The following is an 18,949-nucleotide window of genomic DNA, read 5'->3' on the forward strand; positions in this document are numbered from 1 at the left end:
GATTTCAAATGCGCCCCAGCCCGCGCGGCTCCCTGAACCCCAGCTCCAGCGCCGTCCAGACGACCGCGCCGACAAGCAGGGCGGCGCAGCCCGTGACCCACCAGGGCGACATCTGCTCGGCGACGCGCGGCTGCAGCCAGCGCGCGGCGCCCCAGAACAGCGTCGCCAGCGGCACGAGGCCGGCGAGGCCGGTCGGCAGACCGCGGGCGCGCAGGCGCTTGGCCGAGATGTTGTAGAGGCTGATCCCGATCAGCAGCACGGCCAGCGCGTAAAAGATGAGATAGACGTAGGCCGCGAAGACGCGCCAGTCGAACAGCGGCGTCGTCGGCGTCATCACGCGATAGGCGTAAGGCTCGACGAGCCGCCACAGCGCCGTCAGAAAGACGAGGACGACGGCGAGGAACGCCGCGCCCCTGCGCCATGTCCAGGCGTCGAGCACGCCCTCCTGCGTGCGGAAGCCGACGTCCGACAGAAAACCCGCGAGCGGCGTCGGCATCAATCCCTCAGAAGCTCGTTGATCGCCGTCTTGGCGCGGGTTTTGGCGTCGACGGTCTTGACGATCACCGCGCAGTAGAGCGAGGGGCCGGGCTCGCCGTTCGGCAGCGGCTTGCCGGGCAGGCCGCCCGAGACCACGACGGAGTAGGGCGGCACGTAGCCGACGTGCGTCGCGCCCGTGGCGCGGTCGACGATCTTGGTCGAGGCGCTGATGAACACGCCCATCGACACTACCGAGCCCTGTCCGATGACGACGCCCTCGACGATCTCCGAGCGCGCGCCGATGAAGCAGTCGTCCTCGATGATGGTCGGGCTCGCCTGCAGCGGCTCGAGCACGCCGCCGACGCCCACCCCGCCGGACAAATGCACGTTCTTACCGATCTGCGCGCAGGAGCCGACGGTGACCCAGGTGTCGACCATCGTGCCCGAATCGACATGGGCGCCGAGGTTGACGAAGGAGGGCATCAGCACGACGCCCGGCGCGATATAGGCCGAGCGGCGCACGATGCAGTTGGGCACGGAGCGGAAGCCCGCCGCCGCGTGGTCCTTGGCGCCCCAGCCGGCGAATTTCGACGGCACCTTGTCCCACCACGACGAGCCGCCGGGGCCGCCGTCGATCTCGGCCATGTCGTTGAGGCGGAAGGACAGCAGCACCGCCTTCTTCAGCCACTGGTTGACCTTCCAGGAGTCCTTGCCGGTCGCGCCCGGAATCTTTTCGGCGACGCGCAGCTTGCCCTCGTCGAGGAGGTGCAGCGCGGCCTCGACCGCCTTGCGCACGTCGCCCTGCGTCGAGGCGTTGACGCTGGCGCGGTCCTCGAAGGCGGCTTCGATGATGGTTTCGAGGGCGGTGTGCGTCATGGCGGCGTTCTCTTGTTCGAGGCAGGCGCCAAGGCGTTACCTAATTCGCGCGCGCCGATCAACGTCGGCGCGCGTCGATGGACGCGGCCGGGCCGCGCCGCTGTTCGCCGGACGGCGCGGGAGCGTTCAGACGGAGCGGTCGCGGCCCCAGGCCGGGAACGGGTCGGGAAGCGCGCGATAGGCGTCGAAATCGCCCCTGCGCGACGCCGCCTCGTCGATCAGGCATTCGTCGAGCGCCTTGCGGATCGCCGGCTCGTCCATGTCCGAGCCGATGAAGACGAGCTCCTGCCGGCGGTCTCCCCACGGCTCGCGCCAGTGAGGGTTCGAGGCCGCGTCGCTGACGCCGCGCTCGGCGAGCGCGCGCTTTGGAACCGCCGCCCACCAGTAGCCGAGGGGCGTGACGCGGGCGATCGCGCCGGCGAGCGAGAATTCGCCGACCCATCCCGGACGCGTCGCGAGCCAGAAATGCCCTTTCGCCCGGATCAGCCCGGGCCACGCGCGTTTGACGAAGGCGTCGAATTTCGTCGGGTCGAACGGCGGCCGCGCGCGATAGACGAAGCTGCGGATTCCGTACTCCTCCGTCTCCGGCGTGTGGTCCTTGTAGTCGTACAGCTCCCTGAACCAGAGCGGATGGCGGCTCGCTCTCTCCTCGTCGAACAGGCGGGTGTCGAGGATGTCGGAGAGCGCCGCGCGGCCGAAGTCGGTCTCGACGACGCGGGCGTCGGCGTTGAGCGAGCGCACGACCTTGCGCACGAGGTCGAGCTTGTGCGGCGGCGCGTCCGAGGCCTTGTTGACGACGACGACGTCGGCGAATTCGATCTGCTCGACGAGAAGGTCGACGAGCGCGCGTTCGTCGTCCTCGCCCGCGCTCTCGCCGCGGTCGCGCAGAAAATCGTTCGAGCCGTAGTCGGCGAGCAGGTTGACCGCGTCGACGACCGTCACCATCGTGTCGAGGCGCGCGACGTCGGAGAGGCTGCGGCCGTCCTCGTCGCGGAAGGAGAACGTGCTCGCCACGGGCAGAGGCTCGGCGACGCCCGTCCCCTCGATCAGCAGATAGTCGAAGCGGCCTTCCTCGCTGAGCCGCCGGACCTCGGCGAGCAGGTCGTCGCGCAGCGTGCAGCAGATGCAGCCGTTGCTCATCTCGACGAGCTTCTCGTCGGCGCGCGACAGGTTCGCGCCGCCGTCGCGGACGAGGTCGGCGTCGATGTTGACCTCGCTCATGTCGTTGACGATGACGGCGACGCGGCGCCCTTCGCGATTGTTGAGCACGTGATTGAGGAGCGTCGTCTTGCCGGCGCCGAGGAAGCCGGAAAGGACGGTGACCGGCAGGCGCGCGTCGGGAGCGCTCTGGACCATCGTGGACCTCTGTTACGTTATGTTATAACGTAACATTATCGGCGCGCCGACGAGGCGTCAACGGCGGCCGGAGCGCGCCGGACGCGGCGCGCCGCGAGCTACGCGCCGTCTTCGCGCGCGATGATGGCGGCGAGGAAGCTCTCGAGGTCGGTGGTGACGAAGTCGATGTGCGGGGGCAGCGCTTCGCTGACCATCTCGAAGGCCTCGCGCTGGACCATCTTGCCGGCCTTCGGGACGACGAGGGTGGTCGTCATGCCGCGCGCATGCGGCACGACGAGGTTGCGCGGCAGGTCTTCGAACATCACCGCGCGCGTCGGATCGACGTCGTGCCGCGCGAAGAAGCGCTCATAGGCGGCGGGCTCCGGCTTCGGCGTGAAGTCGGCGGCGACGATGTCGAAGATGTCCTCGAACATCTCGTCGAGCCCGAGCGCCTGCGCCGTGCGCAGCGCGTGCTCGCGCGAGCCGTTGGTGAGGATCAGCTTGCGGCCGGGCAGGGCGGCGATGGCGGTCGCGAGCGAATGGTTCGGGACGAGGCCGGACCGGTCGATGTCATGCGCGAAGGCGAGGAACTCCTGCGCGCTGACGCGGTGCTCCTCCATCAGGCCGCGCAGCGTCGTCCCGTAGCGCTCATAGTAATATTTCTGAAGCGCGCGCGAGGACATGCCGTCGAGGCCGAACAGATGCGCCATGAACAGCGTGATGCGCGCGTCGATCTTCGGCCAGAGGTCGGAGTCCGCGGGATAAAGCGTGTTGTCGAGGTCGAAGACCCATATGTCCTTGCGCGCGAAGGCGTTCGGGCCCGAGGCTTTGGGGCCCGGGCCGGCCGCGCCGGCGCCGGAGGGAGGGGTATGGCGGCGGCCGGCGCTCACCTTGTGATCAGCGTGCCCGCGCCATGGTCGGTCAGGAGCTCGACCAGCACGGCGTGGGGCGACTTGCCGTCGAGGATGACGACGCCCTCGACGCCCTGTTCGATGGCGTAGATGCAGGTCTCGACCTTGGGGATCATCCCGCCGGTGATCACGCCGTCCGCGATCAGCGCGTGGATCTCGTCGACGCGCAGCTCCTTGATGAGGTTCTTGTCGCGGTCGAGCACGCCCGGCACGTCGGTCAGGAAGAGCAGACGCTTCGCGCCGAGCGCGCCGGCGATGGCGCCCGCGAAGGTGTCGGCGTTGACGTTGTAGGTCTCCCCGTTCGGCCCGAGCGCGACGGGGGCGAGCACCGGGATCAGTTCGCGGCCGAGGATCTGCTCGAGCACGGTGGCGTCGACCCTGTCGGGCTCGCCGACGAAGCCGAGGTCGACGGCTTCGCTGGTCGGCGCCGCCTTGCGGGCGATGACCATGTTGCCGTCCTTGCCGCACAGGCCCACGGCGCGGCCGCCCTCGGCGTTGATGAAGCCGACGATCTGCTTGTTGATGGAGCCGGCGAGCACCATCTCGACGATGTCCATCGTCGTCTTGTCGGTGACGCGCAGCCCGTCGGAGAACTCCGACTTGATGCCGAGCTTCTTGAGCATGGCGCCGATCTGCGGCCCGCCGCCGTGCACCACCACCGGATTGAGGCCGGACTGCTCGAGCAGCACCATGTCGCGGGCGAAGGCGCGGGCGACCGTCTCGTCGCCCATCGCGTGCCCGCCGTATTTCACGACGACCGTGGCGTCGTCGTAGCGCAGCATGTGCGGCAGCGCCTGCATCAGGATCGCCGCCTGCTCCTGCGCCTTCTTGCGCTCGCTCGCCGCCTCGTTCATGGTCAGCCCGTTCAGGAATTTGTCGCAACGGTCTGCATAGACCGGCGAGACGACAAGTCAACGAAACCCGCGGTCGGCCGCACGGCCTTAGACCCGCTGCTCGGCGAGGAGCCGCGCGACCGCCGCGCGCAGCCCGGCGATCCCCTCGCCGCCGTGCGCCGAGACGAACAGAACCTGCGGGAAAGCGGCCGGCCGCGTCGAGATCGCCCGCTCCGTCTCCTCCAGCCGGAGCCGCGCCTCCGCCTCCTTCACCTCGTCGCGCTTGGTCAGCACCACCTGGTAGGAGAGCGCGCAGCGGTCGAGCAGGTCCATCATCTCATGGTCGGGCGCCTTCAGCCCGTGTCGCCCGTCGACCAGCACGAAGCAGCGCAGCAGGGGCGCCCTGCCGCGCAAAAAATCATGCATCAGCCGGGTCCAGGAGGCGATCTGCTCCTTGGAGGCGGCGGCGTAGCCGTAGCCGGGCATGTCGACGAGCCGGAGCTTGGCGTCCTTGATCCCGCCGCCGAGGCCGAAAAAATTCAGCTCGCGCGTGCGTCCCGGCGTATGCGAGGCGCGCGCGAGGCTCTTGCGGTTGGTGAGCGCGTTGAGCAGCGAGCTTTTGCCGACGTTGGAGCGGCCGGCGAAGGCGATCTCCGGCGCGCCCGCAGGCGGCAGGCCGTCGGGCGAGGCGGCGGCCCAGAGGAAGTCGCAGGACTCGGCGAACAGCTTGCGCCCCGCCTCCGCGTAGTCGTCGCCGCGCGCCTGCGCGCCCTCGGCCGCCTCGCTCAACTCGTCGCCTTCTTGCGGAACATGCCGAGAATATTGTCGAACAGCTCGATCTTGACCCCGGCGCGCTTCATGATGAGCGTCTGCTGCGTGACGGAGAGGATGTTGTTCCATGTCCAGTAGATGACGAGGCCGACCGGGAAGGAGCCGAGCGTGAAGGTGAAGATCAGCGGCATCCAGGTGAAGATCTGCTTCTGCATCGGGTCGGCCGGCTCGGGGTTCGCCTTCATCTGGACGAACATCGACACGCCCATCAGGAGCGGCCAGACGCCGAGCCACAGGAAGTGGCCGATGACCGGCGCATGCGTCGGATCGAACGGCAGCAGCCCGAACAGGTTGAAGATGTTGGTCGGGTCCGGCGCCGAGAGGTCGCGCACCCAGCCGAAGAACGGCGCGTGGCGCATCTCGATGGTGACGAACAGCACTTTATAGAGCGCGAAGAAGACCGGGATCTGCACCAGCATCGGCAGGCAGCCGGACACCGGATTGATCTTCTCGCGCTTGTAGAGCGCCATCGTCTCCTGCTGCTGCTTCATCTTGTCGTCGGGATATTTATCCCGGAGCGCGGCGATCTGCGGCGCGACGGCCTTCATCTTGGCCATCGACAGATAGCTCTTGTTGGCGAGCGGGAAGAACGCCCCCTTCAGGATCACGGTCGCGAGCAGGATGGCGACGCCGAAATTGCCGGTGAGCGAATGCAGGAAATGCAGCAGCCGGAACATCGGCCGGGTGATGAAATAGAACCAGCCCCAGTCGATCAGGAGATCGAATTTCTTGATGCCGAGATTGGTTTCGTAGGCGTCGAGCGTCGCCACCTCCTTGGCGCCGGCGAACAGGCGGCTCTTGACCTCGGCCGACGCGCCGGGCGCGATCGTGCGCGTCGGGCCGACGAAATCGGCGCGGTAGACGTTTCCGGTCGGGCCCGGATTGGCCGAGAAGCGCGCCTCGACCGTCTCGGCCTGGTCGGGAATGACCGTCGCCGCCCAGTATTTGTCGGTGATGCCGAGCCAGCCGCCGGCGCCCGAGAAGGTCTTCTGCCCCCCTTCCTCCTTGGCGATCTTGTCGTAATGGAACTCCTGCAGGCCGGCGTCGCCGATCACGCCGACGAAGCCCTCGTGCAGCACGTAATAGCCGGCGGTCTTCGGCTGGCCGTGGCGCGCGACGACGGAGTAGGGGGCGAGCGCGACCTCCTTGCCGGACTTGTTCTCGACCGTGTCGTCGACCGTGAACATGAAGCGGTCGTCGATCGAGATCTTGCGCCGGAACACGAGACCCTGGCCGTTGTCCCACGACAGCGTGACCGGCGCCTCGGGCGTCAGCGCGTCATGGTCGGCGCTCCACAGCGTGTCGAAGCGCGGCGTCGCCAGCGGCTCGCCGCCGGCCGAAAGGAAGCCCGACTCCGCGTAATAGGCGTCGGGCGCGCCGGGCGGCGACAGCAGCACGATGTTGGGACTGTTGGGGTCGACCGTCTCGCGATAGCCCTTCAGCGCCACGTCGTCGATGCGCGCGCCGACGAGCGACAGCGAGCCGAAGATCGCCGGCGTGTCGATCTTCACGCGCGGCGTCGCGGCGAGGGCCTGCGCGCGCGTGCGCGGCGCGGCGTCCGGCGCCTGCATGCGCCCGAGCGCGGGGCTTTGCGCCGCGCCCGTCGCCGCTTGCTGGCTCGCCTGCGTCTCGGCCGGGCGCTGCGCCGGCGGGCGCGGGGCGGGCGCGAAGAAATAGGTCCAGCCGAAAATGACGAGGATCGACAGGCCGATCGCCAGATAGAGATTGCGCGATTCGCTCGACATATTCTTGAGCCGCCTTGGGCGATGCGACGGCGAGCCCGAGGGGCCCGCGCGTCAGGGAATGCGGTCGGACGAAGGGCGCGCCCCGCGCCCCGCCGTCACCTGCGCGGCGCGCCCTTGCGTGGACGCTTTTCGTCTGCGCGTCCCTCGCCCGCGATCCTGCCGATCGCGCGCGCGAGGTCGGCCTGGAGCGAGGGAAAGCTTTGCGTCAGCGCCTCGATCCGGGCGATGATGACATAGTCGCGCCCTGGCCGCGCGGGAAGGGGCGCGCCGAGGCGCAGCGCCTCCCTCAGCCTGCGGCGGATGCGGTTGCGCTTGACGGCGCCGCCGGTCTTCTTCGTCACCGTCAGGCCGAAGCGCGGCGGCGTATCCGTCTCGTCGCGGTCGGCCGCCTGCAGCGTGAAGGCCCTGGCGTGCTGGCGCCCGCCTTTCGCCGCGCGCAGAAAGTCGGCGCGCTTCTTGAGGCGCGCCGGAGCGGACGGGCGAGGAGAACCCGGCGCGGGCGAAGCGGTCAGGCCGACAGCTTCTTGCGGCCGCGCGCCCGGCGGGCGGCGATGACCCGACGCCCGCCGACGGTCGCCATGCGGGCCCTGAAGCCATGCCGGCGCTTACGAACGAGCTTGCTCGGTTGATATGTCCGCTTCACCGCAAATTTCCTTTGGGTTGCGCCGCCTGCCCGAGGGCCGCCGGCGGTCGACGTTCACTATGACGTCGCGCCGGAAGCCGGCGCAGGCGCGCGAAAAAAGAGCGCGGGCGCGGCTCGCGTCCGGCGCGGAGCCGGACTTATAAGGGCGGCTCCAGCGCCAAGTCAATTTCTCAAGCTTGTTTTCGACGACGGCGGCCGCTTCAGGCCGCGTCGCGGGAAAGGCCCGCCTGAGCGCCCGCGCGCAGCGCCGCGATATTGGCGCCGTAGCAGGATGGGCCGCCCCTGAAGGCGGCGGAGCCCGCGACCAGCGTGTCGGCCCCAGCGGCGACGACGCGGCGCGCCGTCTCCGGCGTGATCCCGCCGTCGACCTCGAGCCTGATCGCCCGCTCGCCGATCATCGCGCGCAGCTGCGCGATCTTTTCGAGCTGCGAGGCGATGAAGGCCTGTCCGCCGAAGCCCGGATTGACCGACATGACGAGGACGAGGTCGACGAGGTCGAGCACATGGGCGACGCTCGCGGCCGGCGTCGCCGGGTTCAGCGCAACGCCGGCCTTTCTGCCCAGCGCGCGGATCGCCTGCAGCGAGCGGTGCAGATGCGGCCCGGCCTCGACATGGACGGAGATGAGGTCGGCCCCGGCCTCGGCGAAGGCGGAAAGATAAGGGTCGCAGGGCGAAATCATCAGATGCACGTCGAAGGGCAGGCGCGTGTGCGGGCGCAGCGCCGCGACCACCGCCGGCCCGATGGTGATGTTCGGCACGAAATGGCCGTCCATCACGTCGACATGGATCCAGTCGGCGCCCGCCGCGGCGATCGCCCGCGTCTCCTCTCCGAGTTTTGAAAAGTCGGCGGAGAGGATCGAGGGGGCGATCAGGATGGGCGGCATGCGCTCGGCCTTTTCAGGAGCGGAGTGGATGCGGAGCGTAGATCATCCGTCCGAAAATGGGCAGGGGTTTTAAGGCGCGCCGCCGGCCTCGTCCGGCCGACGGCTTCACTGCTTCGGAGAATCGGGGGTCTGCAGCGAGACGTCGTCGCCATAGGCTTCCTTTTCGAAAGCCTTGCCGACTTCGATCTCCGCGCCGTCCTGCCCCTTCGGATCGACCAGCTTCTGCTTCCAGCGCGTCCAGTGCACGAGCTCATGCAGGACCGTCGATTCCCAGACGATCGCGACATTGCCCTGTTCGTATTTGTTGGCGACCTTGCCGTGGATGAAGCACATGACATGCTCGGCGTCGTCGCCCGTGGTGCGCCCGTTGGCGCGGCGCACCTTGGCGCTGTTGATCTGCACCATCGGCCCTTTGCCCCAGGTGCAGGCGGTCGTCGCCCAGACTTCGTCGCCGCACCATTTGACGAAGGCGGCCCAGATTTTCGGCTTGTCCTTCTTCAGCTTCTGCGGGTTCATGGAATTCTTGAGATAATTTCCGCAGTTGGGAAATTTCTGGGCGTGGTCTTTCGACGACGCCGTCGGACCTGCGTCCCCGCTGTCAAATTGTTCGAACTGCATGGAAGGCCCCCGGAACATGATCGCGCCGCCCCCTTCGGGCGTGTTCCAGCGATCCTATCCGGAGCCGCGGCGTTCGCCGTGCAGGGACGCACGCCGCCGACGCGCGGGGCGTCCCGCCTTGCGCCTATTCCGCCGCCGAGCGCCGCACCGAGACGCGCGGATCGAGCTCGCCCGCGGCGTAGCGCTTGGCCATGGCGGCCATCGGGACGACCTTGATCTTCGAGGCCCAGCCGGCCGTGCCGAACTGCTCGAGGCGCAGCTTGCACACCTTGCGCATCGCCTCCATGGCGGGCTTGAGGTACTTGCGCGGGTCGAACTCGTCCTTGTGCTCGGTCAGCACGCGACGGATCTGGCCGGTGATGGCGAGGCGGCAATCGGTGTCGATGTTGACCTTGCGCACGCCATGCCTGATGCCGCGCACGATCTCCTCGACCGGCACGCCGAAGGTCTGGCGCATCTGCCCGCCATATTCGTTGAAGACGTCCTGCAGGTCCTGCGGCACCGACGACGAGCCGTGCATGACGAGATGGGTGTTCGGCAGCTTCCGGTGGATCTCCTCGATCACCTTCATCGAGAGGATGTCGCCGTCGGGCTTGCGCGAGAATTTATAGGCGCCGTGCGAGGTGCCCATGGCGATGGCGAGCGCATCGACCTTGGTGCGGCTCACGAAGTCGACCGCCTGGTCGGGATCGGTCAAAAGCTGCTCGCGCGAGAGCACGCCCTCGGCGCCGTGGCCGTCCTCCTGCTCGCCGGTCCCGTGCTCGAGCGAGCCGAGCACGCCGAGCTCGCCTTCGACGGAGGCGCCTACGAGATGGGCGACCTCGGCGACGCGGGCGGTGACTGCGACGTTGTAGTCATAGGACGCGGGCGTCTTGGCGTCGGCCTCGAGCGAGCCGTCCATCATCACCGAAGAGAAGCCGTGCTGGATCGCCGAGAAGCAGGTGGCCTCGCCGTTGCCGTGGTCCTGATGCATGCAGATCGGGATGTCGGGATACATCTCGATGAGCGCGTCGATCATGCGCGCGAGCATGATGTCGTTGGCGTAGGCCCTCGCGCCGCGGCTCGCCTGGATGATCACCGGCGCGTCGACCGAGGCCGCCGCCTCGACGATGGCGAGGCCCTGCTCCATGTTGTTGATGTTGAAGGCGGGCACGCCATAGTCGTGCTCCGCCGCGTGGTCGAGCAGCTGGCGAAGGGTGATGCGGGCCATAAGTGTCTCCGTCGATTGCAAATTTCTTTTTAACGCGGCGCGCGCCGCGCCGTTACAGCCGCGCCTTGACGGCCGCGACGACGGCTTCTGTGGTGACGCCGAATTTCCTGAAAAGCTCGGTCGCCGGCGCGCTGGCGCCGTAGCCGGTCAGGCCGACGAAGCCGTCCTGCGGCCGAAGCGCAAGGTCCCAGCCCTGCCGTAGCGCCGCCTCGACGCCGACGCGCGGCGCCTCGCCCAGCGTCGCTTCGCGGTAAGCCTCGCCCTGCGCGGCGAAGAGCTCGAAGCAGGGCAGCGAGACGACGGCGACGGCTATTCCCGCGCCGGCGAGCGTTTCCGCCGCCTCCAGCGCGAGCATGACCTCCGAGCCGGTGGCGACGATCGTCGCCTGGCGCGCCGCCGCGGGCTCGCGCAGGACATAGCCGCCCTTTGCGCTCAGATTCTCGGCGGTATGCGCGCGCCGCGCGATCGGCAGGTTCTGGCGCGTCAGCACGAGCGCCGAGGGCGCGCCGGCGCGCTCGAGCGCGAGCTGCCACGCCTCGGCCGTCTCGACGGCGTCGGCCGGGCGGAAGACGAAGAGGTTGGGAATGGCGCGCAGCGCGGCGAGATGCTCGACCGGCTGGTGCGTCGGGCCGTCCTCGCCGAGGCCGATGGAGTCGTGGGTCAGCACGTGGATGACCCTGATCCCCATCAGCGCGGCGAGGCGGATCGCCGGGCGGCTGTAGTCGGCGAAGGCGAGGAAGGTGCCGCCGTAGGGGATGAAGCCGCCATGGACGGCGATCCCGTTCATCGCCGCGGCCATGCCGAATTCGCGGACGCCGTAATGCAGGTAGCGGCCGGAGAAATCGAGCGGCGTCACCGCTTCGAGGCCGGGAACCTTGGTGTTGTTCGAGCCGGTGAGGTCGGCCGAGCCGCCGATGAGGTTCGGCTGCGCCGGCGCGAGCTTCTCGAGCGTCTTCTGCGAGGAGACGCGCGTCGCCTGCGGCGTGTTGGCCTCGCTCGCCGCCTTCTTGAAGGCCTCGACGGCGGCGCCGACCTCGGGCCGCGCCGCGCCCGACAGGTCGGCGAGGAAGCTGTCGCGCGTCGGCGCCGGAGCGGCGCGCAGGCGCTCGTCCCAGGCGGCGCGCGCCTTCGCGGCGTTCGCCGCCGCCCCGCGCCAGCCCTCGAGGACGGGGTCGGGGATGACGAAGGGCGCGTGCGGCCAGCCGTAGGCCGCGCGCGCGCCGGCGATCTCCTTCTCGCCGAGCGCCGCGCCATGCGAGGCGTGGCTGCCGGCCTTGGTCGGCGCGCCGAAGCCGATGGTCGTGCGGCAGGCGATGAGGACGGGACGGTCGGAGCCCTGCGCCGCCTGAAGCGCGGCGGCGACCGCCTCGGGATCGTGCCCGTCGACGCGCGAGGCCGCCCAGCCGGCGGCTTCGAAGCGCGCGAGCTGGTCGCTCGAATCGGCGAGCGAGACGGCGCCGTCGATGGTGATGCCGTTGTCGTCCCACAGCACGATCAGCTTGCCGAGCTTCAGATGGCCGGCGAGGGTGATCGCCTCCTGGCTCACGCCCTCCATCAGGCAGCCGTCGCCGGCGACGACATAGGTGCGGTGGTCGACGAGCGCCGCGCCGTAGCGCGCGGCGAGCAGCTTCTCGGCGATCGCCATGCCGACCGCAGCGGCGAGGCCCTGGCCGAGCGGCCCGGTGGTCGTCTCGACGCCAGCGGTGTGGCCGTATTCGGGATGGCCCGGCGTCTTCGAGCCGAGCTGGCGGAAGCGCTTCAGCTCGTCGAGCGCGACGCCGGGGTAGCCGAGCAGGAAGAGCAGCGAATAGAGCAGCATCGAGCCGTGGCCGGCGGACAGCACGAAACGGTCGCGGTCGGGCCAGGCCGGGTCGGCGGCGTCGAACTTCATGAAGCGCGTGAACAGCACGGTCGCCGCGTCGGCCATGCCCATCGGCATGCCGGGATGGCCGGAGTTCGCCCTCTCGACGGCGTCCATCGACAAAACGCGGATGGCGGCGGCGAGCTCCGCGTGCGACGCCTTAGAAGGTTTCGTGAGCGCGTTCATCGAATTTGCGTCCCTGCGTGAGGCGTTTGCGGCGCTCGACGATCTGAAGGATGAAGGGCGTGAGAATCAGCTGCATGGCGATGTCGAGCTTGGCGCCCGGAATGACGATGGAGTTCGCCCGCGACATGAAGCTGTCGTGGATCATCGACAGCAGATAGGGGAAGTCGATGCCCCCGGGCTTGGCGAAGCGGATGATCACCATGGATTCGTCGGCCGTCGGAATCCAGCGGGCCGTGAAAGGATTGGACGTGTCCACCGTCGGCACGCGCTGGAAATTGATGTCGGTCTCCGTGAACTGCGGACAGATGTAACGCGTATAGTCTGGCATCCGCCGCAGTATGGTGTCCACTACGGCGTCCATCGTATAGCCGCGGTCGCCGCGGTCGCGATGGATTTTCTGAATCCATTCGAGGTTGATCACCGGAACGACGCCGATCTTCAGGTCGGCGTGGCGCGCGATATTGACCTTCTCGGTGACGACTGCGCCATGCAGGCCCTCGTAGAACAGAAGGTCGCTGTGCGCCTGAAGAGATTTCCATTCCGTGAAGGTGCCGGGCGGCTGGCCGAACAGCGCCGCCTCGGCCATGTCGTGCACGTAATGGCGGGAGCGGGCGACGCCGCGCGCGCTATAGGTGCGGAAGACCTCCTCGAGCTCCTCGAGCAGATTGGCCTGCGGGCCGAAATGGCTGAAGTGGGGATTGCCCGCCGCGGCCTCGCGCTCCATGACCCCGCGCATCTCCTCGCGGTCGTAGCGATGGAAGGCGTCGCCCTCGATGTAGCAGGCGTTGACGCCCTCGCGGCGAAAGATCTGCTCGAAGGTGCGTTTGACCGAGGTCGTTCCCGCGCCGGACGAGCCGGTGACCGAGATGATCGGATATCTGACCGACATGGTTTCGGGCTTCCGCTCCCGAATTGTAGCTGCGCCTCGCGTCGGGCCGCGGCCCGCACCTTACCGTCAGGCGCGTCGATTGGATAGCCGCGTGTGAAGTCTGACGGACGCCGTCAGGCTGCGGCGACGGCGCGCGGGGGCCTCACTCGCGCATCAGGCCGCGTCCGCCGAACAGCGGCGCGCGCTCGGCCGAGCCCCTGGTGTCGGAGCGGTAGGCGGCGGCGAGCCGTGTCGGGTCGGCCGAGCCGAACACCAAAGGTGTGCGCTGATGGATGGACCCGGCCGTGACGTCGAGCAGCGGCGCGACGCCCTCGGTCGCCATGCCGCCCGCGCGCTCGATCAGGAACGCGATCGGAGCGCCTTCGTAGAGCAGGCGCAGGCGCCCGTCGGCGTAGCCCGGCCTGTTGTCGCCCGGATACAGAAAGATGCCGCCGCGCAGCAGGATGCGATAGGCCTCGGCGACGAGCGAGGCGACCCAGCGCATGTTGAAGTTGCGCTTCATCGGGCCGTCGGCGCCGAGCGCGCAGTCCTCGACGAAGGCGCGCACGGTCGGCTCCCAGTGGCGGTAGTTCGACGCGTTGACGGCGTATTCGGAGGTCTGCGCCGGGATCGGCCCGGCGGTGGCGGCGTGGTAGAAGCGCCCGTCGGCGCGGTCGAGGGTGAAGATCTCGACCGGCCCGTCGCCTATCGCGAAGACGATCGAGGTCTGCGGCCCGTAGATGACGAAGCCGGCGGCGATCTGGGCGTGGCCCGGCTGCCGGAAATGGGCCTCGGGCGAGGCGGCCTCCGCAAGCGCCGGCAGCACCGAGAAAATCGTCCCGATCGAGACGTTGGCGTCGATGTTCGATGAGCCGTCGAGCGGATCCATGGCGACGACGACAGGCGCCGTCTCGTCGAGGACCTCGACGTCCTTCATCTCTTCGGAGACCACGGCGCGCACCGGAGAGCGGCGCAGCGCCTCGACGAACATCTCGTTGGCGAGGACGTCGAGCTCCTTCTGCGCGTCGCCGTCGGAATTCTCCGTCCCGCGCGCGGCGCCGAGCCTGCCGTAGAGCTGTCCGAGGCCGATCAGATCCGACATCTTGGCGCCGGTCGCGGCGATTTCGGCGAGCGTCTCCGCCGCGGCTTCGATCAGCGCGCTCCCGCCGGCGACGCGCCGAAGATATGCGTTCAGCTCTTCCGCGCCGGAAATTCTCGACATGTCGTCCCTTTTCCCTCTCGACCCGCGGCTTTATCGCCGAAAGGCGGCGGATTGAAAAGCCATTTGCATTGAGGGCGCGCCGCTAAACTCCTACAAATGGACTATGCGCCGGATCACCATCAAGCATCTCGAGACCGTCGTCGCAGTCGCCGAGAACGGCACCATCGCCGCCGCCGCCGACGTGCTCAACGTGACCGCCGCGGCGCTGACGTCGCGCATAAAATTGCTCGAGGACGACGTCGGCGTCGCGCTGTTCGACCGCGCGGGCGGTCGCCTGCGGCTGACTGCCGCAGGGCAGGAGGTGGTCAACATCGCGACGCGCATAGACCGTCTCATGGCCGAGCTCAAGGCGACGCTGTCCGCGCACAAGGACAAGAACTCCGGCCGCGTCACCATCGGCGTCGCCTCGACCGCCAAATATTTCGCTCCCCGCCTCATCGCCTCCTTCGCGCGCGGCCATCCGCGCACCGAGATCGCGGTGACGGTCGGCAACCGCGCGACCATCGTCGCGGCGCTGCGCGACCAGTCGGTCGACCTCGCCCTCATGGGCTTCCCGCCGGCCGAGGTCGCGTGCCGCAGCGAGGTGTTCGGCCCGCATCCGCAGGTCATCGCCGCGCCGCCCGGCCACCCGATGACCAAGCGCGTCGGCCTCGCCCGCGACGAGCTGCGCTTCGAGCCCTTCATCGTGCGCGAGGGGGGCTCGGGCACGCGCCGCAACTTCGACGCCTTCTTCGAGGGCCTCGCCATGCAGCCGGCGCGCGTGCACATCGAGATCGGCTCGAACGAGACGGTCAAGCAGGCGGTGATGGCCGGGCTCGGGATCACCCTCATCTCCGCCCACACCATCGAGGCCGAAGTGGAGGATGGACGAATCGCCATACTCGACGTGATCGGCATGCCGGTCATGCGCGAGTGGCACGTCGTGCGCCCCGCCGCGCGCGAGCCCTCGCCGGCCGCGCGCGCGATGTGGGACTTCATCCTGTCCGACGGGCGCGGCTTCCTGCCCAAGATCGCCCTGCCGGTGAAATAGCCCGGAGCATTTGCGGCGGGAGCCTGGAAGATCGCCGTCAGGCCAGGCCTGCGCCGAAAGGCGCGGCGAGGAAGCGCGCGGCGGCGTCGAGCCCGGCCGCGTCGACGTCATGGCCAAGGCCCCGGCGCGCCAGGGTCTCGACGGGAACGCCGAGCGCGCGCAGCGCCGCCGCCGAGCGCGCCATCGCCGCGAAGGGGACGACCGCGTCGTCCTCGCCGTGAACCAGCAGGACCGGCGGGCGCGAGGCGATCTCGCCGCCGCGCGCGCCCATGAAGGCGCCGCTGAAGGCGACGATCCCCGTCGCCGGCCTCTTGCGCCGAAGCCCGGCGTGCAGCGCCATCGCCGCTCCTTGCGAGAAGCCGACGAGGGCGAGCGCGCCATCGCCCAGCCCGAGCGCGCGCAGGCGTTCGTCGAGCGCCGCGTCGAGGCGCCCGGCCGCCGCCTGCGCGCCGGCGAGCAGGACGGCGGGCGCGCGGTCGGCGAGGCTGAACCATTCGCGCGTCCCGGGCGCGTCGTCGCAGGGGAAGGGCGCGTCGGGCGCGAAGATCGCGGCGTCCGGCAGCGCCGCGCGCAGGGCGCCGGCGCGGGCGATCATGTCCTCGCCCCTCGCGCGCACCCCGTGCAGCAGCGCGACGAGCCGCCTCGGCGCTCCGCCCGCGGCCGGCGGCAGGATCGGCCCGGAAAGCGCCGGCGCGGCGCTCACGGGCGAGGCGACGGCGGCCGAAGCCTTTCAAGCCAGGCCTTCGCCTGCGCCGCGACATTGGCCGGAGCCGTTCCGCCGAAGCTCGTGCGGCTCCTCACCGAATTGTCGACGCCGAGCACGTCGAACACCTCCTGCGAGATGCGCGGCTCGACGGCCCGCATCTCGCCAAGAGACAAGTCCTCGAGGCCGACGCCCTTGCCCGCCGCGACGGCGACGAGGCGCCCGGTCACGTGATGCGCCTCGCGGAAGGGCAGGCCGAGGCGCTTGACCAGCCAGTCGGCGAGGTCGGTCGCGGTGGCGTAGCCCGCGCCCGCCGCGGCCTTCATCCGCGCGACGTCGGGCGTCATGTCGGCGACCATGCCGGTCATGGCGGCGAGGCAGAGCGAGAGCGTCTGCAGGGCGTCGAAGGCGCCCTCCTTGTCCTCCTGCATGTCTTTGGAATAGGCGAGCGGCAGGCCTTTCATCACGGTCAGCAGGCCGACCAGCGCGCCGACGACGCGCCCGGTCTTGCCGCGCACCAGCTCGGCCGCGTCGGGGTTGCGCTTCTGCGGCATGATCGAGGAGCCGGTCGAGAATTTGTCCGAAAGCCGCACGAAGCCGAACTGCGGCGTCGACCACAGCACGATCTCCTCGGCGAAGCGCGACAGATGCGTAGCGCAGATCGCCGCCGCGGCGAGCGATTCGAGCACGAAGTCGCGGTCCGACACGCTGTCGAGCGAATTCGCCGTCGGCCTGTCGAAGCCGAGCGCCCCGGCCGTCGTCGCGCGGTCGATCGGAAAGGACGTGCCGGCGAGCGCCGCCGCGCCGAGCGGGCATTCGTTGAGCCTGCGCCTCGCGTCGGAGAAGCGCGAGCGGTCGCGCGCGGCCATCTCGACACAGGCGAGCAGATGATGGCCGAAGGTGACGGGCTGCGCCGACTGCATGTGGGTGAAGCCGGGCATCACCGCGTCGGCGTGGTCCGCCGCCTTGCGGGCGAGGGCGAGCTGGAAAGCGGCGAGCTGGGCGTCGAGCGAATCGAGCGCGTCGCGCACCCAAAGACGGAAGTCGAGCGCCACCTGGTCGTTGCGCGAGCGCGCGGTGTGGAGGCGCCCGGCCGTCGGCCCGATCAGGGCGGCGAGGCGCGATTCGACGTTCATGTGGATGTCTTCGAGCGCGCGCGAGAAGGCGAATTCGCCGCTTTCGATCTCGGCGCGGATCTCGTCGAGGCCGCGCGCGATCGCCGCCGCGTCCTCCTGCGTCACGATCCCGGTCTGCGCCAGCATGGCGACATGGGCCTTCGAGCCGGCGATGTCCTGCGCCGCGAGCTTGTAGTCGAAGCCGATGGAGGCGTTGATCTCCTCCATGATCGCGTCGGGCGCGCTTTCGAAGCGGCCGCCCCACATCTTGTTGCTCATTTCCGGGCGCTCTTTAGAAGGACGGCCGAGGAGGCGCGGAAAGGCCGCGCCCGGACCGGAGGGTGAAGCGAGTGGCGAAGATCATGCCGGCGGGCGATCCGAACCTTTCGCGCGCGGCGGCGCGCCGGCGTCTCGCCTTCGCCGGCGCGGCGATCCTCGCCGCCGCAGCGGCTCTTGTCTACGCGATGGCGCCGCGTCACGGCAATGGGCCGTCCGCCGCCTGTCCCGGCTCGCGCGAGCGCGCGCTGGCGCTGCAGCCGCTGGCGCATGGCGAGATGGCCGCGCTCTCCGTCGCGCCCTGGCCGCGCCCCGCGCCGGAGATCGCCTTCAAGAGTGCGGACGGCGCGCCCGTGACCCTCGCGAGCTTCAAGGGCAAGGCGACGCTGGTCAATTTCTGGGCGACCTGGTGCGTGCCCTGCCGGCGCGAGATGCCGGCGCTCGACCGGCTGCAGGGGAAGGCGGGGGCTGAGGATTTCGCCGTTGTCGCGGTCAACGTCGACACCGCGCGGCTCGAGCGTCCGAAGGCTTTCCTCGCCGAGATCGGCGTGAAGAATCTGGCCTTTTACGCGGACCCGAGCGCCGACGCGCTGCAGGTCCTGAAGGCGGAAGGGCTGGGCCTTGGCCTGCCGACGACGCTGCTGATCGACCGCGAGGGCTGCGGCCTCGCCGTTCTGGCCGGCGCCGCCGAATGGGATTCGGCCGACGCGCTCGCCGTGGTCAGCGCCGCGCGAAAATAAGCCGCAACAAGGCGAGGCGGCGCAGAAGCCGCAGCAGGATTCGCAAAAACTCGCCCGCGCCGCGCGAAGCCGTCGTGGGCGAGACGTCGGCGTCGCGGGACGGCCGCGGCCCCCAGGGGCCGGCGGGAGCGCCGGCGGCCGGAACCGCGCCGGACGTTCGGCTTGCGACACGGGCGTGGCGCTTTCCCGACGTCAGGACGCGGCGAAGCCGCCGCTCGGCCATCCGCATCGGTCAGGCCTTGGCCGGAGCCTTGACCGGGACGCCCTTGCTCGCCAGCAGCGACGCCAGCTCGCCCGACTGGAACATCTCGCGGACGATGTCGCAGCCGCCGACGAACTCGCCCTTGACGTAGAGCTGCGGGAAGGTCGGCCAGTTGGAGAACTCCTTGATTCCCTGGCGCACCGCGTCGCTCTCGAGGCAGTTCACCGCCTTATAGGGAGCCTCGAGATAGGACAGAATCTGGACGACCTGGCCGGAGAAGCCGCATTGCGGGAAGTTCGGCGTCCCTTTCATGAAGAGAACGACGTCGTTCGAATCGACGATCGACTGAAGCTCGTCCTTGATGGCCATGGGCCTTTTTCCTT

20 protein-coding genes are annotated in these 18,949 nt (G+C 69.4%); 2 read left to right on the forward strand and 18 right to left on the reverse strand.

From position 1 onward, the window contains the following. Window positions 1-4: 4 nt before the first annotated feature. The 15 genes from ACE3OG_RS02875 to ACE3OG_RS02945 all read right to left on the reverse strand — a co-directional run bounded on the left by ACE3OG_RS02875 (window position 5) and on the right by ACE3OG_RS02945 (window position 14,500). Entirely contained in the window at window positions 5-496 is a 492-nt protein-coding gene (locus ACE3OG_RS02875; protein ID WP_374305937.1) for a hypothetical protein, read from the reverse strand. Next, the gene (gene dapD / locus ACE3OG_RS02880; protein WP_374305939.1) at window positions 496-1,353 is read right to left on the reverse strand and encodes a 2,3,4,5-tetrahydropyridine-2,6-dicarboxylate N-succinyltransferase; all 858 of its coding nucleotides are present in this window, start codon (window positions 1,351-1,353) and stop codon (window positions 496-498) included. Before dapD ends, ACE3OG_RS02875 begins: the two co-directional genes overlap by 1 nt. A 126-nt stretch (window positions 1,354-1,479) precedes the next feature. Beyond that, a complete protein-coding gene (locus tag ACE3OG_RS02885) occupies window positions 1,480-2,709 on the reverse strand; it encodes a GTP-binding protein (RefSeq protein WP_374305940.1) in 1,230 nt (409 codons plus the stop codon). A 98-nt stretch (window positions 2,710-2,807) separates the two neighbouring features. Then, the gene (locus tag ACE3OG_RS02890; RefSeq protein WP_374306081.1) at window positions 2,808-3,482 is read right to left on the reverse strand and encodes a pyrimidine 5'-nucleotidase; all 675 of its coding nucleotides are present in this window, start codon (window positions 3,480-3,482) and stop codon (window positions 2,808-2,810) included. Window positions 3,483-3,574: 92 nt separating this feature from the next. Next, window positions 3,575-4,453 carry an acetylglutamate kinase gene (argB, locus tag ACE3OG_RS02895; protein ID WP_374305942.1) on the reverse strand — a complete coding sequence of 293 codons (879 nt, stop codon included), beginning with the start codon at window positions 4,451-4,453 and terminating at the stop codon, window positions 3,575-3,577. A gap of 87 nt (window positions 4,454-4,540) precedes the next feature. Then, window positions 4,541-5,221 (reverse strand): ribosome biogenesis GTP-binding protein YihA/YsxC, encoded by a 681-nt coding sequence (gene yihA, locus ACE3OG_RS02900; RefSeq protein WP_374305943.1) that lies wholly within the window; start codon window positions 5,219-5,221, stop codon window positions 4,541-4,543. After that, window positions 5,218-7,008, reverse strand: coding sequence for a membrane protein insertase YidC (yidC, locus tag ACE3OG_RS02905; protein WP_374305944.1), 1,791 nt, complete (start codon window positions 7,006-7,008; stop codon window positions 5,218-5,220). Before yidC ends, yihA begins: the two co-directional genes overlap by 4 nt. A 95-nt stretch (window positions 7,009-7,103) precedes the next feature. Continuing rightward, entirely contained in the window at window positions 7,104-7,520 is a 417-nt protein-coding gene (gene rnpA / locus ACE3OG_RS02910; RefSeq protein ID WP_374306082.1) for a ribonuclease P protein component, read from the reverse strand. Beyond that, the gene (gene rpmH, locus ACE3OG_RS02915) at window positions 7,517-7,651 is read right to left on the reverse strand and encodes a 50S ribosomal protein L34 (protein WP_374305945.1); all 135 of its coding nucleotides are present in this window, start codon (window positions 7,649-7,651) and stop codon (window positions 7,517-7,519) included. The genes rnpA and rpmH overlap by 4 nt, the downstream gene beginning before the upstream one ends. Window positions 7,652-7,851: 200 nt before the next feature. Continuing rightward, window positions 7,852-8,535 (reverse strand): ribulose-phosphate 3-epimerase, encoded by a 684-nt coding sequence (gene rpe, locus ACE3OG_RS02920; protein ID WP_374305947.1) that lies wholly within the window; start codon window positions 8,533-8,535, stop codon window positions 7,852-7,854. A gap of 105 nt (window positions 8,536-8,640) precedes the next feature. Further along, window positions 8,641-9,171: a hypothetical protein gene (locus ACE3OG_RS02925; RefSeq protein ID WP_374305949.1), complete on the reverse strand. Its 531-nt coding sequence runs from the start codon at window positions 9,169-9,171 to the stop codon at window positions 8,641-8,643. 106 nt (window positions 9,172-9,277) lie between these two features. Continuing rightward, the gene (fba, locus tag ACE3OG_RS02930) at window positions 9,278-10,363 is read right to left on the reverse strand and encodes a class II fructose-bisphosphate aldolase (RefSeq protein WP_374305950.1); all 1,086 of its coding nucleotides are present in this window, start codon (window positions 10,361-10,363) and stop codon (window positions 9,278-9,280) included. A 52-nt stretch (window positions 10,364-10,415) separates the two neighbouring features. Further along, entirely contained in the window at window positions 10,416-12,410 is a 1,995-nt protein-coding gene (gene tkt / locus ACE3OG_RS02935) for a transketolase (RefSeq protein ID WP_374305952.1), read from the reverse strand. Then, entirely contained in the window at window positions 12,385-13,299 is a 915-nt protein-coding gene (locus ACE3OG_RS02940) for a phosphoribulokinase (protein WP_374305953.1), read from the reverse strand. Before ACE3OG_RS02940 ends, tkt begins: the two co-directional genes overlap by 26 nt. 142 nt (window positions 13,300-13,441) lie before the next feature. Then, window positions 13,442-14,500 (reverse strand): class 1 fructose-bisphosphatase, encoded by a 1,059-nt coding sequence (locus ACE3OG_RS02945; RefSeq protein WP_374305954.1) that lies wholly within the window; start codon window positions 14,498-14,500, stop codon window positions 13,442-13,444. Between the two features lie 103 nt (window positions 14,501-14,603). Between ACE3OG_RS02945 and ACE3OG_RS02950 the strand changes: the two genes are divergently transcribed. Next, window positions 14,604-15,530, forward strand: coding sequence for a LysR family transcriptional regulator (locus tag ACE3OG_RS02950; RefSeq protein WP_374305955.1), 927 nt, complete (start codon window positions 14,604-14,606; stop codon window positions 15,528-15,530). Between the two features lie 37 nt (window positions 15,531-15,567). Here the strand turns inward: ACE3OG_RS02950 and ACE3OG_RS02955 are convergent, their stop codons facing one another. Together ACE3OG_RS02955 and argH are read right to left on the reverse strand one after the other, a co-directional pair. Beyond that, on the reverse strand, window positions 15,568-16,233 hold the full coding sequence (locus tag ACE3OG_RS02955; protein WP_374305956.1) for an alpha/beta hydrolase: 666 nt from the start codon (window positions 16,231-16,233) through the stop codon (window positions 15,568-15,570). Further along, window positions 16,230-17,627 (reverse strand): argininosuccinate lyase, encoded by a 1,398-nt coding sequence (gene argH, locus ACE3OG_RS02960; protein ID WP_374305957.1) that lies wholly within the window; start codon window positions 17,625-17,627, stop codon window positions 16,230-16,232. Before argH ends, ACE3OG_RS02955 begins: the two co-directional genes overlap by 4 nt. 71 nt (window positions 17,628-17,698) lie before the next feature. Here argH and ACE3OG_RS02965 point away from each other — a divergent pair, with 71 nt between their 5' ends. Then, complete coding sequence (locus ACE3OG_RS02965) at window positions 17,699-18,364, forward strand: TlpA disulfide reductase family protein (protein ID WP_374305959.1); 666 nt, start codon at window positions 17,699-17,701, stop codon at window positions 18,362-18,364. 232 nt (window positions 18,365-18,596) lie between these two features. Here ACE3OG_RS02965 and grxD read toward each other — a convergent pair whose 3' ends face one another. Further along, window positions 18,597-18,935, reverse strand: a complete 339-nt coding sequence (gene grxD / locus ACE3OG_RS02970; protein WP_374305960.1) for a Grx4 family monothiol glutaredoxin — start codon at window positions 18,933-18,935, stop codon at window positions 18,597-18,599. Window positions 18,936-18,949 lie beyond the last annotated feature (14 nt).

Source organism: Methylocella sp. (genome assembly GCF_041905455.1).
Lineage (GTDB): Bacteria > Pseudomonadota > Alphaproteobacteria > Rhizobiales > Beijerinckiaceae > Methylocapsa.

Excerpts from the sequence above, each read along its gene's own strand:
- rpe (WP_374305947.1), bottom strand. The coding sequence starts at position 8,535 with ATGCCGCCCATCCTGATCGCCCCCTCGATCCTCTCCGCCGACTTTTCA.
- ACE3OG_RS02875 (WP_374305937.1), bottom strand. The coding sequence starts at position 496 with ATGCCGACGCCGCTCGCGGGTTTTCTGTCGGACGTCGGCTTCCGCACG.
- argH (WP_374305957.1), bottom strand. The coding sequence starts at position 17,627 with ATGAGCAACAAGATGTGGGGCGGCCGCTTCGAAAGCGCGCCCGACGCG.
- yidC (WP_374305944.1), bottom strand. The coding sequence starts at position 7,008 with ATGTCGAGCGAATCGCGCAATCTCTATCTGGCGATCGGCCTGTCGATC.
- ACE3OG_RS02885 (WP_374305940.1), bottom strand. The coding sequence starts at position 2,709 with ATGGTCCAGAGCGCTCCCGACGCGCGCCTGCCGGTCACCGTCCTTTCC.
- tkt (WP_374305952.1), bottom strand. The coding sequence starts at position 12,410 with ATGAACGCGCTCACGAAACCTTCTAAGGCGTCGCACGCGGAGCTCGCC.
- dapD (WP_374305939.1), bottom strand. The coding sequence starts at position 1,353 with ATGACGCACACCGCCCTCGAAACCATCATCGAAGCCGCCTTCGAGGAC.
- ACE3OG_RS02945 (WP_374305954.1), bottom strand. The coding sequence starts at position 14,500 with ATGTCGAGAATTTCCGGCGCGGAAGAGCTGAACGCATATCTTCGGCGC.
- argB (WP_374305942.1), bottom strand. The coding sequence starts at position 4,453 with ATGAACGAGGCGGCGAGCGAGCGCAAGAAGGCGCAGGAGCAGGCGGCG.
- ACE3OG_RS02925 (WP_374305949.1), bottom strand. The coding sequence starts at position 9,171 with ATGTTCCGGGGGCCTTCCATGCAGTTCGAACAATTTGACAGCGGGGAC.
- ACE3OG_RS02950 (WP_374305955.1), top strand. The coding sequence starts at position 14,604 with ATGCGCCGGATCACCATCAAGCATCTCGAGACCGTCGTCGCAGTCGCC.
- ACE3OG_RS02940 (WP_374305953.1), bottom strand. The coding sequence starts at position 13,299 with ATGTCGGTCAGATATCCGATCATCTCGGTCACCGGCTCGTCCGGCGCG.
- grxD (WP_374305960.1), bottom strand. The coding sequence starts at position 18,935 with ATGGCCATCAAGGACGAGCTTCAGTCGATCGTCGATTCGAACGACGTC.
- fba (WP_374305950.1), bottom strand. The coding sequence starts at position 10,363 with ATGGCCCGCATCACCCTTCGCCAGCTGCTCGACCACGCGGCGGAGCAC.